7 protein-coding genes are annotated in these 7,444 nt (G+C 69.9%); 1 reads left to right on the forward strand and 6 read right to left on the reverse strand.

Annotated elements, in window-relative coordinates; translation table 11 throughout:
• Positions 1-630: tetratricopeptide repeat protein (locus tag ACE3P2_RS03840; protein WP_374261237.1), on the reverse strand; the 630-nt coding region annotated here is incomplete at its 3' end.
• Between the two features lie 211 nt (positions 631-841).
• Here ACE3P2_RS03840 and cysS point away from each other — a divergent pair.
• Entirely contained in the window at positions 842-2,230 is a 1,389-nt protein-coding gene (gene cysS / locus ACE3P2_RS03845) for a cysteine--tRNA ligase (RefSeq protein ID WP_374261240.1), read from the forward strand.
• Positions 2,231-2,294: 64 nt separating this feature from the next.
• Here the strand turns inward: cysS and ACE3P2_RS03850 are convergent, their stop codons facing one another.
• The 5 genes from ACE3P2_RS03850 to ACE3P2_RS03870 form a co-directional block, all read right to left on the reverse strand.
• Positions 2,295-4,385, reverse strand: coding sequence for a 4Fe-4S binding protein (locus tag ACE3P2_RS03850; protein ID WP_374261242.1), 2,091 nt, complete (start codon positions 4,383-4,385; stop codon positions 2,295-2,297).
• Between the two features lie 23 nt (positions 4,386-4,408).
• Entirely contained in the window at positions 4,409-4,909 is a 501-nt protein-coding gene (locus ACE3P2_RS03855; protein WP_374261244.1) for an SRPBCC family protein, read from the reverse strand.
• Positions 4,910-4,949: 40 nt separating this feature from the next.
• Entirely contained in the window at positions 4,950-5,585 is a 636-nt protein-coding gene (locus ACE3P2_RS03860; RefSeq protein ID WP_374261247.1) for a response regulator, read from the reverse strand.
• Positions 5,582-7,030 carry an ATP-binding protein gene (locus tag ACE3P2_RS03865; RefSeq protein WP_374261250.1) on the reverse strand — a complete coding sequence of 483 codons (1,449 nt, stop codon included), beginning with the start codon at positions 7,028-7,030 and terminating at the stop codon, positions 5,582-5,584. The genes ACE3P2_RS03860 and ACE3P2_RS03865 overlap by 4 nt, the downstream gene beginning before the upstream one ends.
• A partial coding sequence (locus ACE3P2_RS03870; protein ID WP_374261253.1) for an energy transducer TonB occupies positions 7,027-7,444 on the reverse strand: 418 nt, incomplete at its 5' end. The genes ACE3P2_RS03865 and ACE3P2_RS03870, both read right to left, overlap by 4 nt.

Here is a 7,444-nt window from a genome sequence, read left to right on the forward strand (position 1 = left end):
AGGCGGCGGAGCGACGGGCTTGGCCGTTTGCGCGACGGGCGTCGGCACCGGTGCCGCGGCTGGCGCAGGCGCGGGTTTGGCGGCCGGCGCGGCGCTGGCCACGGCTGCCGGCCGGACGGTCTTGCCGGAGACGCTCATCATCTCGCGGATCATCGCCAGTTTGTTCTGGGCCGCCTGGTTCGACGAGTCGAGCGCCAGCGCCTTGTCGTAAGCCTGGCTGGCGAGGCGGGCGTAGATGTCGCCGAGGTTCTCGTGGGCCGTGGCGTAGCTCGGATGAGTGCGGATCGCCATCTCGAGCGCGGTGCGGGCCTTGTCGTACTGGCGCTGCTGGGCGTAGAGCACGGCGAGATTGTTGTAGGGTTCGGGCAGCTCCGGGTAGTCCTCGGTGAGCTTCTGGAACACCGCGATGGCTTCGCCGCTGCGGTTGAGTTCGGACAGCACGACGCCCTTCAGGAAGCGCACCTGCGCATCACGCGGCTTGCTGGCGAGGAGCTGGTCGGCTTTTTCGAGGGCCTGGGGGAGCTGACCCTGTTTGACGAGGGTTTGCAGATCCTGCAGGGAATCCGCCCGGGCCGGGCCGCAGAACAGGCTGGCGACGAGCAGGGAGGCGGCGAGAGCACGTTTTGACATGTGATATGATCCGCCGGCGTACGCGGGCGCGCGGACTTGCGTGAAGGTTGATCGACAATAAGCGCGCCATTTTATCAAGAAGCTCCGTCGCCGGCCATGAGCGTTCCCCGATTCTGTGCCAGTGGAGCCTTCCCCGGAGCCGGTTGCGTCGTCTTGCGCCGGGTTCCCGCGGCATTCCCTTCTTTCATTCGGTTTCATTGCGGTCTTTCTCATGTTGAAAATTCATAACTCCCTTTCGCGTAAAAAGGAGCAGTTCAGCCCCATCGAGCCTGGCAAGGTGCGCATGTACGTCTGCGGGATGACCGTCTACGACTACTGCCATCTGGGCCACGCGCGCGTGATGGTGGTTTTCGACATGGTCGCGCGATGGTTGAGGGCAAGTAGCTATAACGTCACTTACGTCCGGAACATCACCGACATCGACGACAAAATCATCAAGCGCGCCCAGGAGAACGGCGAGAGCATCCGCGCCCTGACCGACCGCTTCATCGCGGCCATGCACGAGGACGCCGATGCGCTGGGCGTGTTGCGCCCCGATCACGAACCGCGGGCGACGGAGTTCGTCGAGCCGATGCAGAAGCTGATCGGTAATCTCGTGGACAACGGCCTGGCCTACAAGGCCGACAATGAAGACATGTGTTACGCCGTCCGCAAATTTGACGGTTATGGCAAATTATCCGGCAAGTCGCTCGACGAACTGCGCGCCGGCGAGCGGGTCGAGGTGGCCGGGGGCAAGCACGACCCGCTGGATTTCGTGCTCTGGAAACATGCTCGCGTCGACGAGCCCGAGGAGGTCAAGTGGGCCTCGCCCTGGGGCCCGGGCCGGCCGGGCTGGCACATCGAGTGCTCGGCGATGAGTTCAGAACTGCTGGGCAATCATTTCGACATCCACGGCGGCGGGGCCGACCTGCAGTTTCCCCACCACGAAAACGAGATCGCCCAGAGCGAGGGCGCGCACCAGTGCAGCTTCGTCAATTACTGGATGCATAACGGTTTCGTGCGGGTGGACGACGAGAAGATGTCGAAGAGCCTCGGCAACTTCTTCACCATCCGCGATGTGCTGAAGGAATACGCGCCGGAGGTGGTGCGCTTCTTCATCCTGCGTGCCCACTACCGCAGCCCGCTCAACTATTCCGACGCCCATCTGGTGGATGCGCGGCAGGCGCTGTCGCGCTTGTACACCGCGCTGCGCAACGTGCCGCCGGCCGAGGCGGGCGCGATCGACTGGGCCGCGCCGATGGCCGTGCGTTTCAAGGCGGCGATGGACGACGATTTCAACACCGCCGAGGCGATCGCGGTGCTGTTCGATCTGGCCAATGAGGTGAATCGCAGCCAGTCCGCCGAGGCTGCCGCGCTGCTCAAGGCCCTGGGCGGCGTGCTCGGCCTGCTCGAACAGTCGCCCCAGGCCTTCCTGCAAGGGGGCGTCGATGCCGCCGGCGGCGAGGACGACGCGGCGGCCATCGAGGCGCGTATCGCGGCACGCATCGACGCCAAGAAAGCGAAGAATTTTGCCGAGGCCGACCGCATCCGTGCCGAGTTGCTGGCCGAGGGAATTGCGCTGGAAGACACGCCGCAGGGTACGATCTGGCGCCGCGCCTGATCGGCAGCTTGCCAAGGTTGCGACAACGCCCCGCCTCGTGCGGGGCGTTGTCGTTTTTGGGGCGTCAGACGGAGGGTGGAGTGGCTTTCTTGCGGTGCAGGATCAGCGGGGCGCAGCGCTGGGCGTCGTGGTAGATGCCCACGCAGTCGAGGCACTGGAAGCAGCGGTCGTAGCGAATCGAGCCGGATTTTTCGATGGCGTCGTAGGCGCAGCGGTGGCGGCAGGTCTGGCAGGGCTGCCCGCATTCGGCGCGGCGCGGCAGCCAGTCGAGGATACGCAGCCTGCCGCAGAGGGTCATCGCCGCGCCCAGCGGGCACAGATAGCGGCAGAAGAACTTGTAGTAGATGCCGCCCAGCAGCAGCATCAGCACCGCCCACGCCACGAAGGGCCCGCTTCGGTCGAAACCGACGGTGATCGCGGTCTTGAAGGGTTCGATCTCGACGCCCTTCTCGGCCAGGCCCGGCGCCAGGGCCGCGGCCGACACCAGCGCGGCGAGGACGGCGTAGCGGCTCCGCTCCAGTGCCGCGCCCAGCTGCGGCGGTAGCCGGCGGGGTCGGATGCCCAGGCGCCGGGCGGCGTGGGCGACGAACTCCTGCAGCGCGCCGAAGGGGCACAGCCAGCCGCAGAAGGTGCCGCGGCCCCAGACCACGAAGCTCACCAGCGTGAAGGCGATCAGCAGCAGGCTCACCGGGTCGTACAGGAAGCTCCTGAGCCCGGCGCCGGCTACCAGCGACTTGACTGCGCCGGTGATCTGCACGATGGAGAGCTGGCCCTGGGCATACCAGCCCAGATAACCGAGGGTGAAGGCGAGAAAGCCCACGCGAAAACCGCGCAGACGCGGGGCGGACACCGAGAGCCAGCGCGGTCGCGCTAGGACCACGGCGAGCAGCAGCAATGCGGCACCGATCACCGTCAGCTCGGTCGCCCGGTCCTGCCAGGCGATCAGCCAGTCGGGCAGCGGCCGGGGCGGGCGGCGGAAGAGTTCGGCCGGGGGCTGGTAGTCGAGGCCGACGCTGCGCTGGGTGACAACCGGCAGCATCGAGCCCTTGGCGCGGGTGAGCGTCAGTTCGAAGCGCGCCGGGCTGGCCGGATCGACGCCCGACATGGGCGGCACCCGCAGCACCAGCGAGGCGTTGAGGGGCGGGGCGCCAGCGGGCGGAGCGGGGGCGAGGTCCAGGTCGCGCAGCTCGACCGGCCCGCCGGCCTGGCTGAAGGCGAGGCGCGGCGGCACGGTGCCACGGGTGAAGGACTCGTCGATGAAGGCGTCGCGCCCGCCGCTGGCCACCCACCAGGCGTGCTGACCGGGTTCGAGGCGGCGCAGCAGATCGGCGTGGCCCGCCTCGCCGAGGATCGCGCGGCCGATGGTCGGCGCGTTGAGGTAGGCGACGTAGAGATCGATGAAGGTGGCGTCAGGATGGGCCAGGGCTTCCGGGTCGACACCGGCGCCGTCGCTGTCGGCGAAGCGCTGCTCCACGTCGGCGTGGGTGAGATGGAGGCGGGCGATGGCACCGGATTCGACGAGCTGGGCGAAGCTGCGGGGGGCAAACACGTCCTGGCGGACGTCGGCCGGAGGCGTCTTGTCGGCCGGAGCCGCGAAGCCCAGGCGTGCGCGGGCGACGGCCAGCCCTGCGGTGAGCACGCTCTGATTGACGATGCGCACCGAGGCGGTGGCCTTGCTCACTCCGTCCAGCACCACCCGGTTGCCGCCGGCACCGGCACGGGCGTTGCCGTAAAGACTGGCGACGGTGATCTCCTGCTTGAGGCTCTTGCCTTCGTACTGGCGCAGGAAGTCCTTGAGTGGCCCTTCGCCGAGGCCGGACAGAAACACGGGCTCGTGCTGGCGGATGAGTTCGACGCCCAGGAAGTTGCCGCGCCGATCGAGGGTGACCAGCAGGTTGAGCGGCGTGCCCTCGAAGCCGGGAATGGGCGCGAGGTCGATGGATTCGAATACGTAGGCGACGGGGCCGGCCTCGGGTTCGAGTTCGCTGGTGATCGGCCAGGCGGGGATGTCGCGCAGTTTGTCGCCCACGTGCAGGGGTGGCCGGATGCGGCGGGCGAGGTCGGCCTGGGTGAGTTCGCCCGCCCCGGCGCCGGCGAGGGTGGCGAACAGGAGGCCGGCAGCGATCCAGCGGATCAGGCGATGGAGCGGTGCCATCGGAGCGCGGCCGGGGGGCTGACTTACTTGGCGGCTTCGAGCTGCTGCTTGAGCCCGCCCAGGCCGCTGGTGTAGATGCCGCGTACGGCGTCCTTGGCGGCGGCCGCTTCGGCGCCCTTGCGCTCGAAGGTGGACGACCATTCGACGCGGCTGCCGCCCTTGGCCGACCTGACCTTGAGGGTGGAGACGTAGCCGCTCACCGGCAGCGGCGAGTCGATGATGCGGTATTTGAGCTGGCGTTCGGAATCACGGTGGCTCACCAGCTCCTCGACGAGCGTGGCACCGTCCTTGGTGGTGACGGTGCGCACGGCGCCGCGCTTGTCCTTTTCGCCCTTGTCGATGACGGTGGTGGCGACGGCCGGGTGCCAGGCGAGGCTGCCGAAGTCGCGCACGGTGTCCCACACCTTGGCGGGCGGGGCCGAGATGTCGATGTGCTCGCGCACGGTAAGCGCCTTGCCGGCCTGGGCGGGCAGCGCGGTGGCGAGGGCGAGGGTGGCGAGGAAAAGCGTGGTCTTGTTGTTCATGGTGTCTCCGTGGTGGGGGTGAAACGGCGTGGGGGGCGGATCAGACCTCGATCAGCCCGGCCCGGACGGCGGCCATGGCGAGTTCGGCCATGTTCTGGATGCCGAGCTTCTGCTTGATGCGGTAGAGGTGGGTGCCGACGGTGTTCGGGCTGAGGTGGAAGGCATCGGCGACCTCGGCCACCGAATGGCCCTGGGCGAGTTGCAGGAAGACGTGGAATTCCTTGTCGGTGAGGGCGTCGGCGGGGTGCTCGGGGCGGTCGGCGCGGTGCAGGGCGGTGGCGATCTCGGGGTCGATGTAGCGTTGGCCGGTTGCGATGCGTTCGACGGCGCGCAGCAGTTCGTCCGGCGCGCTGCGTTTGCACAGGTAGCCGGCGGCGCCGGCCTTGAGGGCGCGCTCGGCGGTGAGGGCGTCGGCGTGGGCGGAAGCGATCAGCACCCGGGCCGCCGGGGCGCGGGCGAGGATGCGTTCGAGCGCCGCGAGGCCGCCGCAGCCGGGCATCGACAGGTCCATCACCAGCACGTCGGGCGAGAGTTCGGCGAACAGGCGCTGGGCGGTTTCGCCACTGTCGGCTTCGGCCAGCACGCGGGCGCCGACGCCTTCGAGCAGCAGGCGGAAGCCCATCCGGACGATGGCGTGGTCGTCGGCGAGGAGCACGGTCAGGTGGTCGAATTTCATGATGCGACACTCGCAGGGGCAGGATCGATGGGCAGCGGCAGGTGGGCGCGGATGCGCGTGCCACCGCCGGGCGGGCTGCTGATTTCGAGACGGCCGGCGACGGCGTCGATGCGCTCGCGCATACCGGTGAGGCCGAAGCCGGCCTGGCCGGCGGCGGGCTCGATGCCGCGCCCGTTGTCGCTGATCTCGACGATCAGTCCGCGGGCGTCGCGCAGCAGGGAAACCTGCGCCCGGCTGGCTTGGGCGTGGCGGGCGATGTTGGTGCACGACTCCTGCACCACGCGCAGGGCCGTGAGGGTGATGTCGTCGGGCAGCGGATGGGGGCCGGCGAAGAGCTGGGTGGACAGCGCGATGTCCGGGTGGCGCTTGTTCCAGGCTTCGAGGTAGCTGCCGAGGGCGTCGGCGAGGGTTTCGCGAGCGGTCTGGCGGGGCGGACGCAGGCGCGTGAGCAGGGCGCGCACGTCGTCGTGCATACGCGAGGCGACGTCGCGGATCACCCCGGCGCTCTGGCGGATTTCCGGGCTGCCGGGCTGGACGCCGCAGCGCTGCACGATGGCGCCGGCGAGGGCGGCGACCGCGGTGATGCTCTGGCCGAGTTCGTCGTGGAGTTCGCGGGCGATGGCGCAGCGGTCGGCCTCGAGCCGTTCGGTGACGGCTCGTGCGACGGCCTGCTCCTGGGTGAGGCGCACGTTTTCGGCGACGGCCTGGTCGAGCCGCGTCGCCATGCCGTTGAAGGCGCGCGCGAGGTGGGCGAGTTCGGCCGGGCCGTGCTCGGGCAGGCGGGTGTCGAAGCGGCCCTGGCCGGTGCGGTCGAGCGCCGCCATCACGCTGTCGAGGGGTTTGAGGGCGCGGCCGATGGCGAACCAGCAGCCGGCGAACAGGCCGGCCAGGGCCAGCAGGCTGCGGCCGGTGGCAGCGGCGAGGTCGTCCCACAGGTCGACGATGGCGCGCGAGGCGTCGGCCTGGAGGCTCAGGGTGAGCTTGCCGGCGGCGAAGTGCAGCGGCGGCAGTTCGGGGTCGAACCAGCGGGCGAACCAGGCGGGGGCGTCGTGGCCGGCCTTGTAGGCGGATGGCGGCGAGCGGTAGACCAGGCCGCCCGCGGCGTCGCGGGCTTCCAGTTGGTGAGCGCGGATGCGCCCGACGGCCCCGAGGTGGGCCAGCAGGCGGGCCTCGCTCCAGGCCGGGTCGCCGTCCCGGGCGCCGCGGGCAGAGACGTCGAGCCATTGGGCGGCGACGCGGTGGGCGGCGTTGATCTCTTCGCCGATGGCGGTGCGGGCGTCGCGCAGCCACAGTCCGGCGCCGGCAAGCCCGAGGCAGGCGGCCAGCGCGGTGAGGACGAGGCTCACCCGCAGGCGCAGCGACGCGCGGTCGAGGGCGAACGGGGTCGGGCGGGCCGGGGCGGCCCGGGCCGTGACGGCGGAAAAGGTGCCGATCATGTCGCTCATGTCGGCTTCTCCAGTTTGTAGTGGACCGGGACGATGACCTGGATCTCGCGGTTCTGCAGGGATTCGGGCGGGCGCGGCAGAGGGCCGGCGGCGGCGATGAGCTGGACGGCGTTCTGGTCGAGGATCTCGAAGCCGCTGGAGCGCACGACCTGGGTGGCGATGACGTTGCCCTTGCGGGCGATGGTGACGCGCAGTTGCACCTCGCCTTCCCAGCCGCGCAGGGCGGCCAGGCGTGGGTAGTTCTGCTGCCGGGCAAGGGCGCTGGAGAGGCTGCGGCCGTAGCGTTCGAGCTGCGCCGGGTCGGGCGCTTCGTCGGCGGCGGGCGCGCTGGGGGCGAGCGCTTCGGCGCGGGCCACCGGGGCGTGGGGCGCCACGCTGTCGACCGCCGGACTGGCGGCGGGGGCGAGCGTGGGG

It is taken from the genome of Zoogloea sp., from assembly GCF_041911615.1.
Classification (GTDB): Bacteria; Pseudomonadota; Gammaproteobacteria; order Burkholderiales; family Rhodocyclaceae; genus Zoogloea.